19 protein-coding genes, 4 tRNA genes and 1 other RNA gene are annotated in these 19,747 nt (G+C 43.9%); 21 read left to right on the top strand and 3 right to left on the bottom strand.

Annotated features, from left to right (window positions below; translation table 11 throughout):
* Window positions 1-2: 2 nt before the first annotated feature.
* Both B3N34_RS04890 and B3N34_RS04885 read right to left on the bottom strand, forming a co-directional pair.
* Complete coding sequence (locus B3N34_RS04890) at window positions 3-905, bottom strand: ATP-binding protein (RefSeq protein WP_286975425.1); 903 nt, start codon at window positions 903-905, stop codon at window positions 3-5.
* Between the two features lie 6 nt (window positions 906-911).
* Window positions 912-1,100: a MoaD/ThiS family protein gene (locus B3N34_RS04885; protein ID WP_213697917.1), complete on the bottom strand. Its 189-nt coding sequence runs from the start codon at window positions 1,098-1,100 to the stop codon at window positions 912-914.
* Between the two features lie 120 nt (window positions 1,101-1,220).
* Here B3N34_RS04885 and B3N34_RS04880 point away from each other — a divergent pair.
* From B3N34_RS04880 to B3N34_RS04820, 13 genes are all read left to right on the top strand, one after another.
* A tRNA-Ala gene (locus B3N34_RS04880) sits at window positions 1,221-1,295 on the top strand.
* An 11-nt stretch (window positions 1,296-1,306) separates the two neighbouring features.
* Window positions 1,307-1,376 (top strand) — tRNA-Pro (locus B3N34_RS04875).
* Between the two features lie 196 nt (window positions 1,377-1,572).
* Window positions 1,573-1,649, top strand: a tRNA-Gly gene (locus B3N34_RS04870).
* Between the two features lie 13 nt (window positions 1,650-1,662).
* Window positions 1,663-1,739 (top strand) — tRNA-Arg (locus B3N34_RS04865).
* 527 nt (window positions 1,740-2,266) lie between these two features.
* The gene (locus tag B3N34_RS04860; RefSeq protein ID WP_213697918.1) at window positions 2,267-2,593 is read left to right on the top strand and encodes a hypothetical protein; all 327 of its coding nucleotides are present in this window, start codon (window positions 2,267-2,269) and stop codon (window positions 2,591-2,593) included.
* Window positions 2,580-4,613: a V-type ATP synthase subunit I gene (locus tag B3N34_RS04855; RefSeq protein ID WP_286975421.1), complete on the top strand. Its 2,034-nt coding sequence runs from the start codon at window positions 2,580-2,582 to the stop codon at window positions 4,611-4,613. Before B3N34_RS04860 ends, B3N34_RS04855 begins: the two co-directional genes overlap by 14 nt.
* Window positions 4,614-4,682: 69 nt before the next feature.
* Window positions 4,683-5,156 (top strand): V-type ATP synthase subunit K, encoded by a 474-nt coding sequence (locus B3N34_RS04850; protein ID WP_009201041.1) that lies wholly within the window; start codon window positions 4,683-4,685, stop codon window positions 5,154-5,156.
* Between the two features lie 12 nt (window positions 5,157-5,168).
* On the top strand, window positions 5,169-5,759 hold the full coding sequence (locus B3N34_RS04845; RefSeq protein WP_286975420.1) for a V-type ATP synthase subunit E: 591 nt from the start codon (window positions 5,169-5,171) through the stop codon (window positions 5,757-5,759).
* Window positions 5,760-5,781: 22 nt separating this feature from the next.
* Window positions 5,782-6,819, top strand: coding sequence for a V-type ATPase subunit (locus B3N34_RS04840; RefSeq protein ID WP_286975417.1), 1,038 nt, complete (start codon window positions 5,782-5,784; stop codon window positions 6,817-6,819).
* Entirely contained in the window at window positions 6,809-7,147 is a 339-nt protein-coding gene (locus tag B3N34_RS04835) for a V-type ATP synthase subunit F (protein ID WP_009201038.1), read from the top strand. The genes B3N34_RS04840 and B3N34_RS04835 overlap by 11 nt, the downstream gene beginning before the upstream one ends.
* 36 nt (window positions 7,148-7,183) lie before the next feature.
* Window positions 7,184-8,986 (top strand): V-type ATP synthase subunit A, encoded by a 1,803-nt coding sequence (locus tag B3N34_RS04830; protein WP_273003326.1) that lies wholly within the window; start codon window positions 7,184-7,186, stop codon window positions 8,984-8,986.
* Entirely contained in the window at window positions 8,976-10,406 is a 1,431-nt protein-coding gene (locus B3N34_RS04825; protein WP_213697924.1) for a V-type ATP synthase subunit B, read from the top strand. The genes B3N34_RS04830 and B3N34_RS04825 overlap by 11 nt, the downstream gene beginning before the upstream one ends.
* 20 nt (window positions 10,407-10,426) lie before the next feature.
* Window positions 10,427-11,059 (top strand): V-type ATP synthase subunit D, encoded by a 633-nt coding sequence (locus tag B3N34_RS04820; protein ID WP_213697925.1) that lies wholly within the window; start codon window positions 10,427-10,429, stop codon window positions 11,057-11,059.
* Between the two features lie 78 nt (window positions 11,060-11,137).
* Here the strand turns inward: B3N34_RS04820 and B3N34_RS04815 are convergent, their stop codons facing one another.
* Window positions 11,138-11,935, bottom strand: coding sequence for a CheR family methyltransferase (locus B3N34_RS04815; RefSeq protein WP_273003325.1), 798 nt, complete (start codon window positions 11,933-11,935; stop codon window positions 11,138-11,140).
* A gap of 85 nt (window positions 11,936-12,020) precedes the next feature.
* Here B3N34_RS04815 and rnpB point away from each other — a divergent pair.
* The 8 genes from rnpB to mraY all read left to right on the top strand — a co-directional run bounded on the left by rnpB (window position 12,021) and on the right by mraY (window position 19,746).
* An RNA gene (gene rnpB / locus B3N34_RS04810) (RNase P RNA component class A) lies at window positions 12,021-12,356 on the top strand.
* Between the two features lie 104 nt (window positions 12,357-12,460).
* Entirely contained in the window at window positions 12,461-12,889 is a 429-nt protein-coding gene (gene mraZ, locus B3N34_RS04805; RefSeq protein WP_273003324.1) for a division/cell wall cluster transcriptional repressor MraZ, read from the top strand.
* Window positions 12,877-13,779, top strand: a complete 903-nt coding sequence (rsmH, locus tag B3N34_RS04800; RefSeq protein ID WP_286975410.1) for a 16S rRNA (cytosine(1402)-N(4))-methyltransferase RsmH — start codon at window positions 12,877-12,879, stop codon at window positions 13,777-13,779. The genes mraZ and rsmH overlap by 13 nt, the downstream gene beginning before the upstream one ends.
* Before the next feature lie 25 nt (window positions 13,780-13,804).
* Window positions 13,805-14,194: a cell division protein gene (locus tag B3N34_RS04795; protein WP_286975407.1), complete on the top strand. Its 390-nt coding sequence runs from the start codon at window positions 13,805-13,807 to the stop codon at window positions 14,192-14,194.
* Between the two features lie 2 nt (window positions 14,195-14,196).
* Entirely contained in the window at window positions 14,197-15,846 is a 1,650-nt protein-coding gene (locus tag B3N34_RS04790; protein WP_286975404.1) for a peptidoglycan D,D-transpeptidase FtsI family protein, read from the top strand.
* A 30-nt stretch (window positions 15,847-15,876) separates the two neighbouring features.
* A complete protein-coding gene (locus B3N34_RS04785; RefSeq protein WP_286975401.1) occupies window positions 15,877-17,394 on the top strand; it encodes a UDP-N-acetylmuramoyl-L-alanyl-D-glutamate--2,6-diaminopimelate ligase in 1,518 nt (505 codons plus the stop codon).
* The gene (locus B3N34_RS04780; protein ID WP_286975399.1) at window positions 17,391-18,797 is read left to right on the top strand and encodes a UDP-N-acetylmuramoyl-tripeptide--D-alanyl-D-alanine ligase; all 1,407 of its coding nucleotides are present in this window, start codon (window positions 17,391-17,393) and stop codon (window positions 18,795-18,797) included. Before B3N34_RS04785 ends, B3N34_RS04780 begins: the two co-directional genes overlap by 4 nt.
* Entirely contained in the window at window positions 18,787-19,746 is a 960-nt protein-coding gene (mraY, locus tag B3N34_RS04775; protein ID WP_286975396.1) for a phospho-N-acetylmuramoyl-pentapeptide-transferase, read from the top strand. The genes B3N34_RS04780 and mraY overlap by 11 nt, the downstream gene beginning before the upstream one ends.
* Window position 19,747 lies beyond the last annotated feature (1 nt).

The following is a 19,747-nucleotide window of genomic DNA, read 5'->3' as shown; positions in this document are numbered from 1 at the left end:
CTTTATTTTTTGTTCAAATCCCATAAGGCGCAGAAAGAACAGACTTCATTCCAAGAAGGAATGTCACAGATCTCGCAGCGGGAGTCAGGCATGTCTATATTCCGGGCTTTAAAGATATCTATGTATTTGACATATCCGAGGTAAAAAGCTTGTTTTGCACCCGGAGAGTTTTCTTCGATCTCATTTAGAATGTGTTTCCAACGCAGGAACGTGGCACCCTCGGAATAGGGACACTCCTTCTGGATATAATCAATCCCCTGAAGCAAGCAATATACAGTATTTTCTTTCTCGGTACAAAGAATCAACGGTTTAGCCTTAGCAAATTCGCCCTTCCGAAGGGGAGGAGAGTAAGGCGCTCCTTTGGCCAGATAATCGAACTTCCAGTAAAGAAAGTTTCCAAGTAGGGCAGCCGCCTGATCATCCAAATTGTGTCCTGTGACTATTACGTCAAAATTTCCCTCTCTGGCCGTTTTGTTCATGTAATACCTCTTCGTTACTCCGCATACTGAGCAGGTCTTGCGCTTTTTTGAATACGCCTTATCGGGAATTGACATGCCATGAAGCTCTTTGACGTTTATGACGTGTAACTTTTTCCCGATACGATTTGCAAATGTCCTCGAGAGCTCTTCGCTTTCATCGGAGTAATCATTTTCTTTTATGCCTAAATTTATGTACAAGCCATGAGCATTGTAGTCGAGGCGAGTGAGTATATCCCAAAGCGCCAAACTATCCTTGCCGCCAGATACGGCTACCAATATCTTGCTATCTTTGGTAAACATCTTGAATTCATCTATAGCTTTGGCAGCTCGTTTCAACATCCAATTGTCGAAGTGATCGGCACATAGGGCTAAATTATGTTGAGGCAAGCCTATAATGGCCTTTTCACGGCAAATTCTGCACTTCATAGATGCTTAACCTCCGCTGACGGTATCGATGATCCGGACTTCGTCGTCAGGATTGAGCATCTCGTCCTCGGTAACGATTGCTCCATTTCTTATGACGACCACTTCGCCTTTATTTAAAGCCATTTTTTTTAAAAGTTTATTTACTGACATCGTCTCTTTAAATTCAAGCACTTCACTATTGTAGCGAACCCTCACTATTTCAGAGCCCCCTTGTGCTGTTAATAATGAACAGGGATTGACGCGAAAAAATACCATATCACATGTAATGATGCTTGACAAGCGAGCGATAAGACGCTTACAATGAATTTCGCTTAAGGGGCTGTAGCGCAGAGGGAGCGCGTTTCCTTCGCACGGAAAAGGTCGGGGGTTCGAGTCCCCCCAGCTCCACCAATAAAAAAATTCGGGGCGTAGCGCAGTCTGGTTAGCGCACCTGCTTTGGGAGCAGGGNNTCAAATCCTTTCGCCCCGACCAGAATGACAATAAAAAGGGCAGGACATTAGCATTAGATATGAGATATGCTTTATCCTGCCCTATTTTATTGCGGTTGTGGAAGTTTGGCATGTAGTATTTGAGAATTAGAGAATTTTATGATTTTCTTGCCTTGATTTTTTAACGTCTAAGGTATTGCGCAAGCACATTCGTTATGCTAGTATTATTCGCGTCGAGGGCGGGAATAGCTCAGCTGGCTAGAGCGACGGCCTTCCAAGCCGTAGGTCGCGGGTTCGAATCCCGTTTCCCGCTCCAGTTTATTTGAAGGGCGCCCGTAGCTCAACTGGACAGAGCAACGGACTTCTAATCCGTAGGTTGTGGGTTCGAGTCCCGCCGGGCGCGCCATAGTTTTCACGGTGTTTGATCAAAATAATATCAATGAAAAATGAAAATTTTTCCTGCGATATTGCGGTTAGTTAACAAATGGCAATATCAGGTCAACACATCAATCAGTATCATGTATAACAGTCCCCTGTTTGCCCAAGAAGGCAGCAGGGGACTGTTATAGTAGTATCTGTTAATTAAGCTCGGGATAATATTATCTATAAGCATAGTGATAAATTCTATCAGTTAATAAGTCGGTCTATTAGTACAATGATATTAGGTACATTTGATTTTTAAGAATTTTCATATGAATCATTGATATTAAATTATGATTTGTGATAGTATATCATGGGGCGCGATCGGGCAGGTTGTAATTGGCCAAATGCTCTATTCCCGATGATTCCTCCATTTTTTTTATACAAAGGAACTCTATCGATTTGACAGGGCGTCTAAAAATGATTACACTGAGTTCCGATTGTGTTGTTCATAACAAGGTTTATCCCGTCCATAAGCGGTCTCACAATTTCTGAGCAAAGGAGTTGATAACATTGCCGGCAGATATAGCGCAAGAGCTCAAGGAGACTGAAGAATCTGCGAAGAAGTTGGTGGAAGAGGCCAAAACTAAAGCCAACGGCATCATCGAAGAAGCTCGCGTGAAGGCAGAAGAAATTATCAAAGAGGCAAAAGCTAAAGCAAGAGCTCAGTACAGGGAAATAGTTCAACAAGCTCAAGCCGAAGCTGAGAAAAAGGCCCAATCTATCATCGAGCAAGGCAAAAAGAAAATCTCCTCTGAAAGAGAGACCTACCTTCCTAAAGTAGATCGTGTTGCTGCTTTAGTGATGGAAGAGGTGATGAAAACATATGGCAATAACTAAGTTTTGCAAGCTCGATCTCGTCGTTCATGAGTCCGTAAGAGAAGAGGTTATGAGCGAACTTCAGCGTCTCGGGTGCTGTGAGGTAATTACTACAGAGCGAGCTGAAGAAGATCAATGGCGGCCCGAAAGCATTAAATCTCTCGACGAAAAGCTGTCCGACGCAAGATTTGCTATAAGATTTCTCGAGCCTTACTATCAGGAAGAGGGAAGCAAGATAGCCAGAATGCTTGGAAACAAGCCTAAGGTATCACTTGACGAAATATCGAGGCTGGAAGAGAGTTTTGATATCGTTCAATATTCGGCTAAGTTGAGAGAGGTCGAAAAGAAATTATCTGAAATAAGGGCAGAACTTTCCAGGCTCAGAAACATTGAAGGAATAGTAGCAAAAGTCGTCGATTTTCAACTTCCTCTTTCGTTGATAACAAAGGGAACGGACTACGTAACCGGCATAATGGCTGCTATACCGGTCGAACAAACCGGGGTGTTTAAATCGTTGCTGGAAGGTTCGATCAATCCGGACGAAGGTGATTTCTTCATATCTACCCCCAAAGAAAAGGACAAGGAGGTATATTTGATTGCCCTTTTCGTAAAGGAGAAAAAGGAAGAAATCAGAAATTTGTTGACGTCTAACGGAGCTTCAATAATAGAGCTTGATCCCAGGTTGCTTGGAACGCCAGTTGAAGAGCTTGAAAACATGGCAGAGACAAAGAAGGAACTCATCGCTGAAGAAGAAAAACTATTTGCGTCAATCTCCGATGAAGCTAAAAAGAATTTCATGTACCTCGAGCAACTCCACGATTATTATGATTTAATTAAACGAAGGCTTGAAGCTATTGGTTCTGGGCTTTCGACGGAACATGCCACTTGGAATAAGATGTGGGTTCCAACGATTGCGATTGATCGCATACAGTCTGCATTGTCTTCCTACAAGTCATTAGTTCACATGGAAATTTCGGAACCGGAGGAAGAGGATGAACCGCCTGTATATCTAGTCTCAAGGAAATGGGCATCTCCCTTTGAGCCATTGACAAAACTTTACGGATTACCAGAGTACAATGGCATCGATCCAACACCATTTTTTGCTCCCTTTTATTTCTTATTTTTCGGCATGTGTTTAGGTGATGCAGGATATGGTGCCCTCTTAGCCTTGATCTTTTTGTATACCATTAAGAAGTATTGCCCTCGTAAGGATGCCTTTAAATTCTTTGTTTTGTTTGTTCTGGCAGGAATTTCATCGGTACTTGTGGGTGTTTTGACCGGCTCGCTGTTCGGGGATATGATCGATGCATTTCCCATATTAGCATCACTTCGAGATATCAAAAATTCATTAAAGATCACTGACGTAATGTACAATCCCATGCCTTTCCTCGGTTTTTCTCTGTTCATTGGTTTCGTTCAAATAATCTTCGGACTCTTCATCGCCTTTTTCGATAATCTTCGAAAGAAGGATTACATCGGAGCGATAGGGGACCAAGGTGGTTGGATAACTTTCCTTCTGGGTTTGGCTCTCTATATACTCGTTCGTGCTGGAATGTTGCCGCCTTCGCTTTCTTCTGCCAGCGCAATAGCAGCAATTGCAGGAGCCTGTATATTGGTTGCAACTCAGGGAAGGGAAAAGAAAAATGTCTTTTCCAAATTGTTTTCCGGGATCATGAGCCTATATTCCATAACATCGTACTTAGGTGACGTGTTAAGTTACAGCAGGCTCTTAGCGCTTGGTTTAGCCACGTCAGCCATAGCGATGATCATCAATACATTGACGTTGCAGCTATTTCATATTCCCTACATAGGCTGGCTATTGGGGATAATTTTGTTCGCAGGCGGACATATATTTAGCATAGCTGTTAACGTTTTAGGGGCATTTGTCCATTCCTTGCGTCTCCAATACGTCGAATTCTTCAGCAAATTTTACAAAGCAGGAGGAAGAGCATTCGATCCATTTGATATGAATGCACGTTATGTTGACATTGCAGAAAGCTATGATTTAGATCATTTAATTCGCGTTAATGCTTCCAGTTAGTTCAACAATTACATTAAAAACATGGCAATTTATGCCAATTAATAATTTTTGAAAGGAGTGTATTTGATTATGGAATGGGGACTTGCATTAGCTATATTAGGTGCTGCGTTGGCTGCGGGGTGTGCCGGTTCAGGTTCTGCTCTTGGTGTAGGTGTTGCCGGTGAATCGGGAGCTGGGGTCATGACAGAGGATCCCGGGAAGTTTGGTCTGGTTTTGTTACTTCAGGCACTGCCTGGAACTCAGGGGATATATGGTTTGCTGATAGGATTTTTTACTATCATGCAGGTTGGACTGCTTGGCGGTGAACCGGTTGCGGTTAGTTTGGAACAGGGGATGGCCATACTTTTTGCCTGTTTGCCAATCGCAATAGTTGGATATATTTCAGGATATTCGCAGGGCAAGACATCAGCTGCCTGCATTCAGCTTATTGCTAAAAGGCCTGAGGAAACTGGTAAAGCAGTTATATTGCCTGCGATGGTGGAGACTTATGCCGTTTTGGCTCTTTTGATGAGCATCATATTGCTGAACGGCATTAGCTTATAGAGGTGTTGCCAAATGGCATTGGCTGATGTCAAGACAAAAATAGAAGATGATGCAAGAAAACAAGCCGACGAAATATTGGAGAAGGCTAAAAAACAAGCCGAAGAGATAATTTCAAAGGCTCAAGGGGAAGCTCAGAAAATACAGGAAGAATGGATGCAACAGGCGAAAGAAGAAAGAGAAAATATTTTTAAGAGAAGAGAAATTGTCGCGGATCTGGATCTAGGGAAGATTGAACTATCGATGAAAAGATCTCTGATCGAAGAGACGCTGACGAAAGCCAGAAAAAAGATGAACACCCTTGATCCTGAGAAATATGCTTCATTCGTCGAAACGGTCTTGAAGACTGCCGTCAAAGAGTCGGAAAAATCCGAAGGGCTGATCTATGTCGGTGAAGAAGAGGCGATTATAGACGAAGAATGGGTATCTAATTTCAATCGGAAAAATGATACCAAATTGAGTTTAGCCGATGAAAAGTTACCTTTTAGAGGGGGTTTTATCCTAAATGTCGGCGATATCGATATTAACTGCTCCTTTGATATGCTAATAGCAAGCATCCAAGACGAGCTCGAATTGATAATTGCAGGGGAACTTTTCTCGGATTAGCCCTTTTAATAGGAGATGAATCATGATAAATTTAGGGTCGGTGAGACAATTGGAAGCCAGAAGCGAATACACCTATGCCGTATCCCGCTTGAGGGCGATGGAAAATAGAAAAATCGATACTTCGGCCATGCAACAAATGGCAGAGGCTGAGAGCTTTGAGTCTACCTGGAAATTGTTCATCGAGACGTGCTATGGACAATGGATTGCTGAAATGGGCAACAACTCTTCATACGATAATTTATTGGAAGCAGAGCTTTCATACACCTATGGAGAGCTCAGAAAATTCGTTCCTGACCCACAGCTGGTTCAGCTTTTTCAAATCCCTTATGACTTCCATAATTTGAAGGTCATATTAAAGGGAATGTTTGCCCAGAGAGAGGGTGGTAAAAGTCGGTGGGATCTGTTGGTTTCCATGGGTTCATATCCGGCAGATGATATGATATTAGCTGTTGAAAGCGAAGATTACCGACTCCTTCCTCATCAGTTGCACAGGATAATTCCATCATGCGTAATGATATGGGAACAGACGAAAAATATTCTAGAGATAGAACAACTTTTAGACAGACATATGTTTTATATAATGCGCTTGATAGCAGATGAGCTTTCTTATAACGGCGTAAAGGAATATGTTCGTTTTCGGATCGACGGGGAAAATATCAGAACGATGTTGCGGCTTAAGAGGATGAATGCCGATGCATCGCAGATATCAAACTATCTTCATTCCGGCGGCACATATTCAACAGAACTTTTGGCGCAGCTGTACGCCGAACCAAAGGAATCGTGGGCTAGGGAACTTGCCTTTGGTTATATGGGACGTATATTGGATAACGTCGAAGAAATGGATGCGTCGAGGATTTTGCCCGAAATTGAAAAACGGTCCGATGGGATGATCAGCAAATACTTAAACAAATACCAATACGATCCTTTTGCCCCTGAACAGGTTCTCCGCTTTCTCTGGCTAAAAGAGACAGAGGTTAAAAATTTGAGAATTATACTCGTGGGCAAGGCCAGCGGGGTAGAGAAAGATATGATAAAGGGGTTGTTGCGCCATGCAGCGTAGGACACATCCCATAGCAGCAGTGGGGGATTATGAAAGCGTTTTGCCCTTCCAGGCGATAGGTTTAAAACAGTTTGTAATAGACGATCCGAATGACGATAAGAAATTTAGAGAAATATTGATTGATATCATTAATAAACAATACGCTATCTGCCTTATCACCGAAGATATATATGAGAAATTCGATAGTATTATCGATGAACTAACGCGGGATAACATGTTAAGCGTAATTCCGGTACCAACTTTAAAGTACTCTACAGGTTTTGGTTCAACGCAGATTAAGAATTGGGTAGAGAAGGCAGTAGGTATTGATATTTTCGCAAATAAATAATTGAGCAAAATTATTTGAATTTGGAGGGAGTTTTCGATGGGCGAGACGGCTCGTAAGCAGATAAAGGGATCTATCACGAGAATATCAGGGCCATTAGTAGTGGCAAGCGGCATGGCCGGCGCCTCGATGTACGACGTTGTTCGAGTAGGCGACCTGGGTTTGGTCGGGGAAATTATCGAGTTGAAGGGAGATAACGCTTTCGTTCAGGTTTACGAGGAAACATCAGGTTTGAAGCCAAAGGAACCTGTTATAAGCACAGGGGCTCCTTTAAGCGTCGAATTAGGGCCTGGACTTATAGAACAATTTTTCGACGGAGTACAAAGGCCTTTGAGCATGATAGAAAAGGAAGCACAAAGTCCATATATCACGAGGGGTATTGATGTACCTGCTCTCGATAGAAAGAAAAAGTGGGGGTTTGTCCCAAAAGTCAAAAACGGAGAATCCGTGGGCCCCGGAGATATACTGGGGATCGTTCAGGAAACTGTTCTCGTTGAACATCGTATATTGGTTCCCAATGGAGTTGAGGGTAAAGTCAGGTCCATAAAAGAGGGAGAATATACTGTTGACGATGTGATTGTTGAGATAGAAGATGAGCGGGGTAATGTGCATAAGGTTACAATGATGCAGCGCTGGCCCGTAAGATTTCCCAAACCGGTAGCCCGAAGGTTAAAACCTGAAATACCGCTGCTCACAGGTCAGCGCGTCGTAGATATGTTTTTCCCTATTGCCAGAGGAGGAACTGCATGCGTTCCCGGCCCATTCGGCAGCGGCAAGACGGTCATCCAGCACCAGCTTGCCAAGTGGGCAGACGCTGAGATAGTAGTGTATGTTGGATGTGGTGAGCGTGGCAATGAAATGACTGACGTTTTGCTGGAATTCCCCGAATTACAGGATCCGAGATCCGGGCAACCTCTCATGAAGAGAACAGTCCTTATAGCAAACACGTCAAATATGCCTGTGGCCGCTCGAGAAGCCAGCATTTATACAGCCATCACAATAGCTGAGCATTATAGAGATATGGGATATTCAGTTGCCTTGATGGCGGATTCGACAAGCCGATGGGCAGAAGCTTTAAGAGAAATATCCGGTCGTTTGGAAGAAATGCCCGGCGAAGAAGGTTACCCTGCATACTTGGGGACAAGACTGGCATCTTTCTATGAGCGAGCCGGCAGAAGCATATGCTTGGGTAAAGATGGAAGGGAAGGTGCCATAAGCGTTATTGGTGCCGTTTCTCCCCCTGGCGGAGATCTTTCGGAACCCGTAAGTCAGAACACCTTGAGGGTTACAAAGGTATTCTGGGGATTGGATGCATCGTTGGCTTATCAGAGGCATTTCCCTGCCATAAACTGGCTAAACAGTTATTCTCTATATACCGATGTGTTGGGAGAATACTGGGATGAAAAGTACGACGGCGAATGGAGCATGCAACGGATCGAAGCCATGTCTCTCCTGGAGGAAGAGTCGCAATTGCTGGAAGTCGTGAGGTTAGTCGGCATTGACGCACTTTCTCGGGAGGAGCGCTTGGTTCTGGAAACGGCTAAATCGATAAGGGAAGATTTTTTGCATCAAAATGCTTTTCATGAGGTCGATACATATGCCTCAATGGATAAGCAGTTTAAGATGCTTCGCAATATCTTAACTTTCCATCATACAGCGAAAGATGCATTGCGTCGAGGAGCAGACATAAAGAAACTTTTCGAACTTCCCATTAGGGAAAATATAGCTAGAATGAGATATGTTTCTGAAGATAAGTTAGATTCCCTCGACCAACTTGAAGCTGAGATTCGCTCTCAAATCAATAAGATAATACCAACGGGAGGCGACAATTATGCTGCCTAAAGAATACAGAACAATCAATGATCTTTCAGGCCCCCTTATGGTGGTTGAAAAAACGGCTGACGTTCGCTACGATGAGCTCGTCGAGATCTTGTTGAGCAACGGCGAAAGAAGACGAGGCCGCGTTTTGGAAATATCGACAGATAAGGCCCTTGTTCAAGTCTTCGAAGGTACTACGGGGATAGATCTTGAAAACACGAAGGTTCGTTTTCTTGGAAAAGTATTGATGATTCCCGTCTCGAGGGGATTATTGGGAAGGATCTTTAACGGGAGGGGTGAGCCCATAGACGACGGGCCTGCCATAATACCGGAGAAGCATTTGGATATAAACGGATATCCTATCAATCCTTACTCCAGAGATTATCCGTCGGAGTTTATACAGACAGGGATATCCACTATAGACGGCATGAACCCAATTGTTCGCGGACAGAAGCTTCCAATATTTTCAGGAAGCGGTATGCCTCACAATAAGATGGCTGCTCAAATTGCGCGTCAAGCTACCGTCTTGGGTTCTCAAGAAAGATTTGCCGTAGTATTTGCTGCAATGGGCATCACATTTGAAGAAGCCTCTTTTTTCATAGATGACTTTAGAAGAACGGGAGCTATCGAGCGTGCCGTTATGTTCCTAAATCTTGCCGATGACCCTGCAATTGAACGTATAACTACGCCAAGGCTCGCCCTTACCTGTGCGGAGTATCTGGCATTTGAGCTCGATATGCACGTACTTGTCATATTAACTGACATGACCAACTATTGCGAAGCCTTAAGGGAAATATCAGCAGCCAGAAAAGAGGTGCCCGGCAGAAGAGGTTACCCCGGCTACCTCTATACTGACCTAGCTACGATGTATGAGAGGGCAGGCCGCCTGCGTGGTTATAAGGGCTCCATAACACAGCTTCCCATACTAACAATGCCTGAGGATGATATAACTCACCCGATTCCTGACCTGACGGGCTATATAACGGAAGGGCAAATTATTATGAGCAGAGGACTTCACCGTAAAGGCATATATCCCCCCGTCGATGTGCTGCCTTCTCTTTCGCGATTGAAGGACAAGGGAATAGGAAGGGATAAAACGCGAGAAGACCATGCCGACCTTTTGAATCAGTTGTTTGCGGCATATGCTAGAGGAAAAGAGGCTAAAGAGTTGGCCGTTATCCTTGGCGAGGGAGCGTTAACGGAAAGTGATAAGGCATTCGCAGAGTTTGCCGATAAGTTTGAAGATAGATATGTAAGGCAAGGCGAGTACGAGAACAGGACCATATTGGAGACTCTCGAGCTTGGGTGGGAACTGCTTGCACCTCTGCCTTTGACGGAGCTGAAGCGGGTAAGGGACGAATACATCGAGAAATACCTAAAACCCAAACGTCAGGACGACGAAACAAATAAAGACGAGGTGGCCACCTCTTCTGCTACATCGTAAATTAAAAGGAGTGATAAGAGTTGGCCAATAAATTGAACGTCAATCCCAACAGAATGATGCTAAACGTCATCAAGAGGCGACTTGCGGCCGCAAAAAGAGGACATAAATTATTAAAAGATAAGCAGGATGCATTAATAAAGCAATTCTTGCAGAAAGCAAGAGATGTAAAGGATTTGCGCGAGAAAGTGGAAGCGGCCATTTTCGCCTGTTATCGAAGCTTTCTGATGGCCCGTGCCCAAATGGTGCCGGCCGTACTGGAGCAATCTTTATTAATGGCTGGCGGCGGAGAAACAGGCGTTCATGTAAAGACTCGCAACCTTATGAGCGTCGCGGTTCCCGAATATACAATAGACAAAGCAGAAGAACAGGTGAAAGGTTACGGCTTTGCCATGACATCCGGCAGCCTGGATTTGGCGTTGGAGCAATTTCAGGAACTGCTCCCCGACTTGATACGCCTTGCCAGCGAAGAGAAGGCATTACGGTTGATGGCCAGCGAAATAGAACGTACACGCAGAAGGGTTAATGCCCTCGAATATGTTATGATTCCGGCCTTTGAGGAAACGATAAGGGATATAACTATGAGATTAGACGAAATGGAACGATCTAACTTAAGCAGGTTAATGCGGATAAAGGAAATAGTCAGATCCCATTAAGTAATTGTCTATCTTCGTTGTTTACGCGAAATCCCGCGGGATGTTCTTTATAAAAAATCCCACGGGATTTTTTATCTTTTATTTTCTCCTATATAAAAATTGTCCCAGGGGCTCCAAATCGAGGCTGCGATAATCGTAAATATGCTCAGTGGCACCAACCATCATTATGCCTCCCGGACGTAGAGTCTTGACGAACTTTTGATACAAAGTTTTCTTAGTTTCTGCAGAAAAATATATCACGACATTTCGACATAATATTAAGTCATATTCGTTCTGGGGGAAGGTGGCATTGAGCAGGTTCATGATTTTAAATTGGACTCGTCTTCTTATCGTGTCCTTAACTTTAAAATGTTCTTCGTCAATTTTGACGAAATATTTATCGATCCAATTTGGGGGTACATTTGCTAATTGTCTTTGGTGATATATTCCCTTTAAAGCAATGTTTGTTGCCTCTTCGTCAATATCCCATGCATCTATGTAAGGCGGACATAAGAGCTTAAGCTCTTCAGCCAGAATTGCCAGGGAGTAAGCTTCCTCTCCTGTAGCTGAGCCGGCACTCCACATTTTAAGACGTCTTCCTTTCTCCTTTATTAACTCCGGCAAAACCTTGTCTCGCAAATGCCACCATATTGATGGATTTCTAAAAAATTCAGACACATTGATTGCGAGGTAGTCCAAAAACTCCTTTCGTTTTTCCGGGTCTTTTTTCAGTATTTCGAAATATTCATCATAATTGGAACATTTCCAACGCTGCATTAACATATGGACCCGTCGGTGAATTTGCTGTTTATAGGCGTCAAGTTCAATGTTCATTAGCGACTTTACTTTATTTTTGAATTCATCGTATCCGGGCATTGGCGAAAACTGCGTTTCCATAAGAACCCTCCCTAAAAGCCAATATTGTAGTGTTGAAAAAAGGTCTTCATGATGATATCTTTAACATAGAAAATAAACAAGATTTCGAGCATTCCGGATGACCGCGTTCCTGGGATAGAACGAGGAAAGTCCGGGCTCCACAGGGCAAAGCGCTGGATAACGTCCAGCAGGCGCGAGCCTCGGGATAGTGCTACAGAAAGATACCGCTCCCATTTGGAGTAAGGGTGAAAAGGTGGAGTAAGAGCCCACCGGTCATTGGGCGACCAGTGAGCCAGGCAAACCCCGCTTGGAGCAAGATCTAATAGGGAGGGATGAGGTGGCCCGCTGACCTCCGGGTTGATCGCTAGAGGATGGGCGCAAGCTCATCCCGAGATAAATGGTCATCAATATTACAGAACCCGGCTTATGGAATGCTCGAAATAAATAATACAAGCCCCAGGGCCTANNTAGGCCCTGGGGCTTGTATTATGTGTTGACTTGGTGGTAAAGTGGTAGAAAGTGTATTAAAGTGGGATGGCGTGTGAGATGATGATCGGGACCTATGAGCATCGCCTGGACAGTAAAGGCCGATTGGTATTGCCATCTAAGTTTAGGCAGGAGATGGGGGAACAGCTCGTTGCCTCTGTTGGCGTCGAGAGGTGCATCTCTTTGTATTCCAAGGATGAGTGGGAGAAGCTGCTTGAAAAATTGCAAAAGATGCCCTTTTCTCAAAGTAAGGCTAGAGATTTTTTGCGCGTATTTTTGGCAACGGCTCATGAAATTACCCTCGATTCGGCTGGGAGAATACTTCTCCCACAGATGTTAAAGTCGCATGCATATTTAGAAACGGAGGTCAGCATCATCGGAGTTGGAGATCATCTGGAAATATGGGATCGTGAGACCTGGAACAAATATAGACAGGATATTTTGTCAAACCTGTCAACGATCGTCGAGGGCGTAGAATGGAAGCAATAAGGCATGTTCCTGTATTAACTGATGAGATTATAGATATACTATCGCTATCTGACGATATAAAGTTAGTTGTCGATGCTACTGTAGGGCTTGGCGGGCATGCATATGCTTTGTTGTCGACTTTTCCCGACATTAAGCTTTTAGGACTCGACCAGGATGAGAGAGCCTTAGCAATAGCTTCGGAAAAGCTTAAACCCTTCGGCGAAAGGGCCTTGTTAGTTAAATCAAATTTCAGGTTCATAGGCGATGTCGTTAAAAATAGCTTTAGATCTGTAGCGGTTGATGCAATTTTATTCGATTTGGGCGTCTCTTCGTTGCAGCTTGACGATGATGAAAGAGGGTTTTCATTCAATAAACCGGGACCTATTGACATGAGGATGGACCGTGATGCTGAATTAACAGCCTTTGATATAATAAATTACTATAGCATCAAAGAGTTATCTGATATCTTTTACAAGTACGGCGAGGAGCGCTACTCCCGCCAAATCGCAAAGGCAATAATCAGATATCGCGAGCAGAAAGGGCTGATCACTTCCACTGCGGAGTTGGTGGAGATAATTAGGGGGGCACTTCCGGCAAAAATTCAGAGACAAATGGGAAAACATCCGGCAAGAAGGATCTTTCAGGCTCTAAGAATTGTTGTTAACGATGAATTGGGAGCACTTGAAAACGGATTGAAAAACAGCCTGGGTTGCCTTCGAAGCGGTGGACATTTAATAGTCATAAGCTACCATTCTCTGGAGGACCGGATCGTTAAACATTCCTTTAAAGACTGGGAAAAAGAAGGAATTGGAAAGATGTTTTCTAAGAAACCAATTTTACCGAAGAAGGAAGAAATCGAAGGTAATCCGAGATCTAGAAGTGCAAAATTGCGCGTTTTAATAAGATCCTGATATTTTTTGATGGGGAGTGGTAAGGGTGGCAACAAAGGGCAAAAAGGGCATTTATGCTTATATTATATTGGTTTCCCTAGCTCTCCTCGGACTTGCGGGGCTTCGTTTTTACAGTCTATATTTAGAGCATGAATTGATGGCTTTAAACCAACAAATTGAAGCATTACAACAAAAAGATTTGCTTCTTTCTCAACGCCTTCTTTCCATGATGGCCCCGGATCGGGTCGTCTATTATGCCAGCGGGAAATTGGGCATGACGAAGGGCTTAGAGAGAGGTTCTACGATACGACTTGCAATCGCTCCCGATAGTGAACGTTTTCAAGGAGATAATTTACCGACTGTAGCTCTTGAAAAAAGAAAGACGCTTGGAATTTTCTCTGCCTTTGCCAGCGCCAAGGAGGATAGAGAGGACTAATTTTGAAAGGGTCTAGGGGTCTTTGGCTTTTAATATTTTTAGCCTTTGTTGTTATAACGGCTAAAGTTGTCCAACTTTGTCTTATTCCCGATTCAAGAGTTGTAATGTGGGCAAGGAGCCAGTATTGGCAGCAAGTTTTGGTAACATCGTCGAGAGGCACGATTGCGGACAGAAACGGCATAACTCTAGCCTTATCCGTTCCGCGATTGAGCATGTTTGTCGATCCTGCATTTTGGGATCCAAACCAATTGTCGGCTTTAGGTCAGCATCTTCCTAATCAAGTCGTCCAGAAACTACAAAAGCCTCTAGAGGGTAGATTTATGTGGTTAGTCCGTAAATTAACATTAAAAAAGGGCGAAGAGATATTATCTTTAAATTTAAAAGGGGTATACGGCATAAAGGAAATGGAGCGCTCCTATCCCTTTGGAAAGCATATGGCCCATCTGTTGGGCTTTGTCGACATAGATGAAAAAGGCCTTTCCGGAGTCGAGAGACAATGGGACTTTTTTCTGTACAATCCGCCACGTATGAGAAATTTAATAAGAGACGCCGCAGGGAATTACTTCGAAGCAGCAAATTTATCTTCAGAGGAAGAAATGCTCTTCCCTAAAAGCGAGGTAGTTCTTACAATCGACTGGAGGTTGCAGTACATAGTCGATGAGGCTTTGCAAAACGGGGCGTCCGTGAACAATGCGGAATGGGCAGCGGCTGTATGTATGGATCCCATGACCGGAGAAATATTAGCCATGTCGAGTTTTCCTTCCTTTGACCCCGGGAATAGAGAGACCTTCTCGGGCGATGCACTCAGAAACAACGCGATAGGCAGGGTATATGAACCTGGCTCAGTATTAAAACCTATCATTATGGGCATAGCCTTGGAAAACGGGTATGTTAACTCAAAAAGCAGGTTCAACTGCTCAGGATCTGTAAAAATAGCGGATCATGTGATTCGTGAGGTAAATTGGCGTGCTCATGGAAATCAGGACTTCAATAAATTAATTATTAACTCCTGCAATGTTGGGATGGCTCAAATTGGTATGATGATGCCCGCAAATTTTACCTACAATGCCCTTAAAAGCTGGGGGTTTGGCCTTCCTACAGGCGTAGAATTACCTGGTGAAGAAGAAGGATTGCTCCCCCTTCCATCTCAATGGTGGGGCGTTGTGCCTGCCAACATCGCTCTGGGGCAGGGTATAGCAGTTACGCCTCTCCAGTTAGCCCAAGCTTTTTCGGCCATTGCAAACGGAGGCCTTTTGGTTCGTCCCTATTTGACGAAAAACGTATTTGACAGAAAGGGCAACGAAGTTTACCACGGCCAGAGGCGGGAGATTGGCCGAGCGCTTTCAAATTCAACGGCCGAAAGGTTGAGAATGACCTTAAGACAAGCAGTAGCAGAGGGCACAGGGAAGCGTGCCGATGTTGAGAACGCGAAGGTGGCCGGGAAAACCGGTACCGCTCAGGTTGCCCATAGGGGAAAATATTTGCAAGATACTCACGTAGCCACTTTTGCCGGTTTTTGGCCATATGACAGCCCTCGTTACGTTTTAATAGTCACTGTAGGAAACCCTGGCGCAAAGGGTTATTTAGCTGGAGTAATAGCAGCTCCTATTTTTAGGACAATCGTTGAAGAGATGATGGCAAGCGGCTTTTAAATTCTCAAACGATAGGATGGGTGACTGGAAATGAAAGTTTCGATCAAAGAGTTGGCAGACTTTCTTTTCCGAAGACGATGTCTGAAGAAAATAATAGAAGCGGGCGCTAACTGCTTGGAGAATGAAATTTCAGAGATCTCCATAGACAGTAGACATGTAGGCGAAGGCGCTCTTTTTTGCTGCCTCGAAGGAACTAAAAGAAAAGGGGTTGAATTCGCACAGGATGCGCAACGGAGGGGAGCAGTGGCTGTACTTACATCCGAAAGGGTTGATGATTTGGCGATACCTCAACTTATAGTAAAGGATGCAGGGGAAGCATGCGGATTAGCTTCTGCATATTTTTACGGCCTGCCTGCGAGCAAACTACTGATGATTGCTGTTACGGGAACTAACGGAAAGAGTACGACCACCTATCTTATCAAAAGCATTTTAGATACAGGTGACATGAAATGCGGGTTAATAGGAACCATAGTCTATAACGACGGAAAAAGCCACGAGGATGCCGATCGCACAACTCCTCAAGCTCCGTTGATTCAGTCATTGTTAAATAAAATGGTAGATAACAGATGCCACGCATGTGTAATGGAGGCCTCTTCTCATGGCATAGAGCAAAAGCGTATCTTCGGCTGTCTATACGATAGGGCGGTGTTTACGAACTTGACCCCCGAACATTTGGATTATCATGGTGATATGGAAAACTATTTTTGTGCAAAGAGAGATCTCTTCATAAAATATATGCGTGGCGACTGGAAAGCTTCCATAAATACCGAAGATCCTTATGGAGAAAAGATTGCAAATGAGTTTGCACCACACATTTTAGGTTTTTCCCTGCGCCAAAAGGCAGATAACGCCTTTTATGGTTCCATAAGAAGTAGCTCAATTAGAGGCATCATCGTGGATATAAGTTTCCCTGACGGCTCTACGCTCGAAAATGTCACCCTGCCTCTACTGGGAGAATACAATGTATTGAATGCCTTAGCTGCCTCTAGCGTTGCTTGGTCGTTAGACTTTGACGCGGAGGCGATCAGAAAGGGCTTAGAAAATTGCCCTCCCGTTCCAGGAAGACTGGAAAGGTATTTTGTAGAAGATGGTCCTGTATGTATAATTGACTATGCCCATACTCCGGATGCTTTAGAAAAAGTACTTTCCACAGTCAAACCCCTCTGTAGTGGGAGGGTCTGGCTTGTTTTCGGCCATGGAGGAGAGCGTTTTAAGGAGAATAGGCCGATATTAGGAAGCATAGCCGCCCGATTTGCGGATTGTATAGTCGTTACTATGGATAATCCGAGGAGCGAGGATCCCAGGGATATTGCGATGCAGATAGCAGATGGAATAAAATCATCCCCCGGGAGCTCTGAATATTGGACTATCATAGACAGGAAAGAGGCTGTACATTTCGCGTTAGATCGCGCGGGTAAAGGAGATGTAGTTTTGGTAACAGGAAAGGGGCCGGAGCGTCAAATAATATTCAAAGACAGGACGATACCTTATAACGACTTTGAAGCCTTGAAGGAATGGTGCAATCTAAAGGGAAGGACACTTTCATGAGTCCGACAGATTCTTTTCCTGAGGCTATGACTGTGGGGAAACTCTTCAACTGCACTCGCCTTTGCGGTGCTGATATTTCTTTGCCTTGTTCAATAAAGACGGACAGCAGAAAGATCGAAAAGGGAGATATATTCATAGCCTTAAAGGGAAATAGGTCCGATGGCCATTCATTCATAAGCGATGCCATAAAGAGGGGTGCAAAGGGAGTAATACTTAAAGATGAGGAGATGTCAAAGTTTACTTCTTTTAATAAAGATATCTCTTTTTTTGGAGTCCCTTCGCCTGATGCGGCCATTTTAGAGGCATCGGAAAGATATCTTGCAGGGCTTTCGTCCCTAAGAGAAATCGTTGCTATTACCGGAAGCGTTGGAAAGACCACGACCAAAGAAGCGATAGGCAAGGTCCTGGAAAGAATATATCGCGTTCATGTCTCAAGAGGAAACTACAACACCCTATTGGGCTGTTGCCTTACAATATTGGCTGCGCCAAGGGATACGGAATTTTTGGTTTTGGAAATGGGGGCCAATGCAAAGGGTGAAATTGGAGAGATTGCTAACAAATTCAGGCCATCGTCATCGGTGATAACCTCTGTCGAACCTGTACATCTAGAGGGCTTTGGGGATATTGAGGGTGTTTTGGGGGCAAAACTGGAAATTGTAACCGCCGACTGCAAACTGTTGTTTGTGAACGGCGATTCACCAATATTGAATTCAGGTATCGATAAATTAAAACACCGACCTTCTAAAATTATAAGCGTTGGGACGAGCCCTTCGTGCATCTATAGAATCACTGACTCATCATTGCGTTTGGATGGGAACCATTATTTCAGAAAGATAACTATAGATTCACCTTTTGGCCTTAAAACTGTTGAAAGCAAATTATGGGGAAAGCAACACACACTTATAATATCGCTTGCTTTTGCCGTTGGGTGCGAGTATGGTGTTGCTCCAGATGATATTGTCCAGGGGTTATTGTTTATGAGTTTGCCTAGAGGCAGAGGGGCTATACTTCAAAGCGAAGAGGGAGTTTTATTCATCGACGAATCATACAATGCCAGCCCCGTATCCGTGAAAGCTGCCATAGATAATCTCTGCCTAATACCTTCAAGGGGGCGCAAAATTGCCGTATTGGGCGGAATGAAAGAGCTCGGCAGTTACGCAAATCGTTTTCATGACGATGTCCTTTATTACGCTGCCGCAGCGGCTGACCAGGTGTTGATACATGGGAGCGAGTGGAAGGACATAAACAAAAATTATAAGAACGTATTATGTCTCCAGGATATGGAAGATATCGTCAGCCATTTAAAGACCATCTTGAGAACAGGAGACGTTGTTTTAGTAAAAGGATCTAGGACATACGAAATGGAACGCATTTACGATTGGTGGTCTTTGCATGAATTATAATTATTTGTTCTTGATCTTCGGTTTTTTAGTCGTTCTTGGAATTTTCTTGCTAAAAATATGGATAGGGTTATTTTTGAGATTTAAGTGGGGGCAGACACCAAAAAGCTATGGCCCCGAGCGTCATTTAGTCCTAAAGGCGGGGACGCCGACTATGGGCGGCGTTATATTTGTCGTATTGACGTTCATCGCCTCGTTCTTTATAAACGTAAAAAGCGGGAATGCGATGGAAACTTTAATCCTTTGGTGGTTGCCCCTTGGTGGTGCGGCAGTGGGTTTTGTAGACGATTTTATTAAGTTGTCAAAACGATCGAGTGAAGGATTGACGTCAAGGGCGAAATTGTTTGGCCAGATAATCGTTGTCTTGCCCTGGGCATGGATTGCTTCCAGAGAGATCGATCTCTTTTTTTCTCAATATTTGCCTGCAATTCCTTCTGGTTTAGCTTTCATATTTTTAGCTTTTTTTGCTCTAGGATTGTACAATGCATTGAACATTACCGATGGTCTCGATGGACTTGCTGCAGGGGCTTCGGCAATATCGCTTGTCATACTTCTACTCATCTCGAATATCGATTCATGTATTATATCCGTCATCATTGGGTTGGCATGCTCTCTTTCTTTTTTATGGTATAATTCCCATCCGGCCAAGGTGTTTATGGGAGATGTGGGAGCTCATTTTATCGCTGGTTTATTAATGGGAAATGTTGCTCTTTCAGGACGCATATTATTGATATTTCCGGTTTCTTTTATATTTGGCATAGAAATTGTTTCCGTAATATTGCAGGTCATATCCTTTAGGTGCTTCGGAAAGAGAATTTTTAAGATGAGCCCCTTGCATCATCATTTCGAGTTATGCGGTTGGCCTGAAGGCCATATCGTAGTACGGTTTTGGCTCGTACACCTTGTAGGAGCGTCTCTTTTGATGGCATTGTTGGCCCGGCAGGTGATCTAGA

This window comes from Acetomicrobium sp. UBA5826 (assembly GCF_002433005.1).
GTDB lineage: Bacteria > Synergistota > Synergistia > Synergistales > Acetomicrobiaceae > Acetomicrobium.
Note: the sequence above shows the minus strand (reverse complement) of the source record. Positions and strands in the feature narration are given on the sequence as shown.

Bases quoted from the DNA above. Each gene is read 5' to 3' on its own strand.
- B3N34_RS04890 (WP_286975425.1), bottom strand. From the start codon at position 905: ATGAAGTGCAGAATTTGCCGTGAAAAGGCCATTATAGGCTTGCCTCAA.
- B3N34_RS04855 (WP_286975421.1), top strand. From the start codon at position 2,580: ATGGCAATAACTAAGTTTTGCAAGCTCGATCTCGTCGTTCATGAGTCC.
- B3N34_RS04850 (WP_009201041.1), top strand. From the start codon at position 4,683: ATGGAATGGGGACTTGCATTAGCTATATTAGGTGCTGCGTTGGCTGCG.
- B3N34_RS04845 (WP_286975420.1), top strand. From the start codon at position 5,169: ATGGCATTGGCTGATGTCAAGACAAAAATAGAAGATGATGCAAGAAAA.
- B3N34_RS04840 (WP_286975417.1), top strand. From the start codon at position 5,782: ATGATAAATTTAGGGTCGGTGAGACAATTGGAAGCCAGAAGCGAATAC.
- B3N34_RS04835 (WP_009201038.1), top strand. From the start codon at position 6,809: ATGCAGCGTAGGACACATCCCATAGCAGCAGTGGGGGATTATGAAAGC.
- B3N34_RS04830 (WP_273003326.1), top strand. From the start codon at position 7,184: ATGGGCGAGACGGCTCGTAAGCAGATAAAGGGATCTATCACGAGAATA.
- B3N34_RS04825 (WP_213697924.1), top strand. From the start codon at position 8,976: ATGCTGCCTAAAGAATACAGAACAATCAATGATCTTTCAGGCCCCCTT.
- B3N34_RS04815 (WP_273003325.1), bottom strand. From the start codon at position 11,935: ATGGAAACGCAGTTTTCGCCAATGCCCGGATACGATGAATTCAAAAAT.
- mraZ (WP_273003324.1), top strand. From the start codon at position 12,461: ATGATGATCGGGACCTATGAGCATCGCCTGGACAGTAAAGGCCGATTG.
- rsmH (WP_286975410.1), top strand. From the start codon at position 12,877: ATGGAAGCAATAAGGCATGTTCCTGTATTAACTGATGAGATTATAGAT.
- B3N34_RS04785 (WP_286975401.1), top strand. From the start codon at position 15,877: ATGAAAGTTTCGATCAAAGAGTTGGCAGACTTTCTTTTCCGAAGACGA.
- B3N34_RS04780 (WP_286975399.1), top strand. From the start codon at position 17,391: ATGAGTCCGACAGATTCTTTTCCTGAGGCTATGACTGTGGGGAAACTC.
- mraY (WP_286975396.1), top strand. From the start codon at position 18,787: ATGAATTATAATTATTTGTTCTTGATCTTCGGTTTTTTAGTCGTTCTT.